General features: G+C 73.5%; 3 protein-coding genes. 1 reads left to right on the plus strand and 2 read right to left on the minus strand.

Annotated elements, in window-relative coordinates; all coding sequences use genetic code 11:
• Positions 1-46: 46 nt before the first annotated feature.
• Positions 47-694 carry a class F sortase gene (locus IH13_RS0119970; protein ID WP_031086339.1) on the plus strand — a complete coding sequence of 216 codons (648 nt, stop codon included), beginning with the start codon at positions 47-49 and terminating at the stop codon, positions 692-694.
• Positions 695-867: 173 nt separating this feature from the next.
• On the opposite strand, the gene IH13_RS0119975 is transcribed toward IH13_RS0119970, so the two are convergent.
• Complete coding sequence (locus IH13_RS0119975) at positions 868-1,494, minus strand: histidine phosphatase family protein (RefSeq protein ID WP_031086340.1); 627 nt, start codon at positions 1,492-1,494, stop codon at positions 868-870.
• A 61-nt stretch (positions 1,495-1,555) separates the two neighbouring features.
• Positions 1,556-2,158 (minus strand): TIM-barrel domain-containing protein (locus IH13_RS0119980; RefSeq protein ID WP_031086341.1); only part of this gene is annotated, 603 nt, incomplete at its 5' end.

A 2,158-nucleotide genomic window follows, 5' to 3' on the forward strand; every position in this document is an offset into this window, starting at 1 on the left:
AGATGTGTATAAGAGACAGGGCCCGAGTCGCGCGTGCCGTCTCACGATGACGCTGTCCGTGACCTTCTCGCTGGTGACCGGCATCGTCTGGGCGAGCTCGGACTCGTCCGACGACCCGTCGGTCACCGCCGCCCGCGGCGCTGACGCCGCGGGCGGCGGGGCGGCGCCGTTCCGACGGGCGCCGCACAAGCCGCCGGAGAAGGTACCGGCCTCGCACGCGCCCCTGGTGCACTCCCGGCCGGTGAAGGTCGCCGTCCCCGCCATCTTCATCGAGGCCCCGGTCACCGGCCTCGGCCTCGACAAGAAGGGCCGGCTCGGCGCCCCGCCGCTGAGCAAGCCGAAACTGGTGGGCTGGTACGAGAAGGGCCCGTCGCCAGGGGAGGCGGGCACCTCCCTGATCGTCGGCCACCGCGACACCGAGACGGGCCCGGCGATCTTCCTCAACCTCAACGCGCTGCGCCGGGGCGACACGGTGAAGGTCACCCGGGCGGACAAGAAGACCGCGGTGTTCAGCGTCGACGAGGTGAAGACGTACACGAAGGAAGAGTTCCCGGACGACAAGGTGTACGGCGCCACCGGCCGCCCGGAACTCAGGCTCATGACGTGCGGCGGACGCTTCGACAAGAAGAACGGCTACTCGGCCAACGTCGTCGTCTTCGCCCACCTCACCTCGCTGAAGAAGCAGGCCGCCTGAGAGCGGCCGACGCACGGAACGGGCCGGTACCCCGGGGGCGAGGTACCGGCCGTCCGCGTGTCCGGGCGCCCGGCGTGGGCGTACGAGGCGCACGCCGATCGCGTCGCGGGGCCTCGGAGCGCGTGCGGGACGCCCTGCGGCCGGAAGCGACGGGCCGAGCCGGCGGGTCCCGCTCAGCACCCCGCCGCGTCGAAGAGGCTCTTCGGGATGGCGACGTTCCACGCCGTGATGACCGGCTTGCCGTGCTCCCGGCCGAGGCGGGAGACCGCGCCCGTGGCGAGCTGGAACAGTTCGCCGCCGGTGGCCGGCAGGCCCAGGTAGCGGGCCGTGAGGACGCGCAGGAAGTGGGAGTGCGCGACCAGGGCGATGTCGTCGTCGCCGATACGGGAGGCCGCCGCCCGGACCTCGGCCAGGACCCGGTCCGCGCGGGCCGCGACCTCGTCCGGGGATTCGCCGGGGTGGTCCGCGGGGCCGGGGGCGACACCGTCGGTCCAGAGGTTCCAGTCGGGCCGGGTGCGGCGGATCTCGACCGTGGTGACGCCCTCGTACGCCCCGTAGTCCCACTCGTGCAGGTCCGGCGTCACCCGGGGTGCGGCCAGGCCGGCCAGCTCGGCGGTGCGGCGGGCGCGCAGGAGGGGGCTGACCAGGGTCAGACCGATACGGCGTTCGGAGAGGACCGGGAGGAGCGCGCGGGCCTGGCGTTCGCCCAGGTCGGTCAGGGGCAGGTCCGTGTGGCTCGTGTGCTGCCCGGAGCGGGACCATTCCGTCTCACCGTGCCGGATCAGAAGCAGCTCACCCATGACTCCACCTTCGCGACTCTCGTGCCGGTGGGCCGGCCCCGGGCGGGGCCGGCCCGAAGGATCAGCCTACGACCGTGACCGTGTACGGCCGGTCCGTGTCGGTCGTGACGCGGACCTCGCCGCCCTCTCGGACCACTTCGTACGTCGCGGCGACCGCGCCCGTGTGGTCGGGGACGGTCACCGTGCGGGTGAAGTCGCCCGTCCCCTCCGGGGCGTACACCCGGAGTTCGAGGTCGTCGAGCCACGCGCCGTCCGGGCGGGTCTCGTCCGCCCCGAGGGCCAGCACCGCGCCCTGGCGCACCAGGAGCGGAAGGCTGTCGTAGCCGTGGGTCTCCCGGCGCCAGGCGGGCCCGGTGACCGTCTCCCCGGTGAGGAAGCGGGTCCAGGTGCCCTCGGGCACGTAGTACTCGACCTCTCCGTCCGCGGCGAAGACCGGCGCGACCAGGAGGTCCGGGCCCAGCAGGTACTCGCGGTCCACCACCCGGGCGGTCGGGTCGTCCGGGAACTCCAGCAGCAGCGGCCGCATGGTCGGGACGCCGGTGCGGTGGGCCTCGACGGCGGCGCCGTACAGGTACGGCATCAGCCGGTGCTTGAGCCGGGTGAACCGACGGGCCACGTCCACCGCCTCGTCGCCGAACTCCCACGGCACCCGGTACGAGGACGA

The organism is Streptomyces sp. NRRL WC-3549 (assembly GCF_000721935.1).
Taxonomy (GTDB): domain Bacteria; phylum Actinomycetota; class Actinomycetes; order Streptomycetales; family Streptomycetaceae; genus Streptomyces.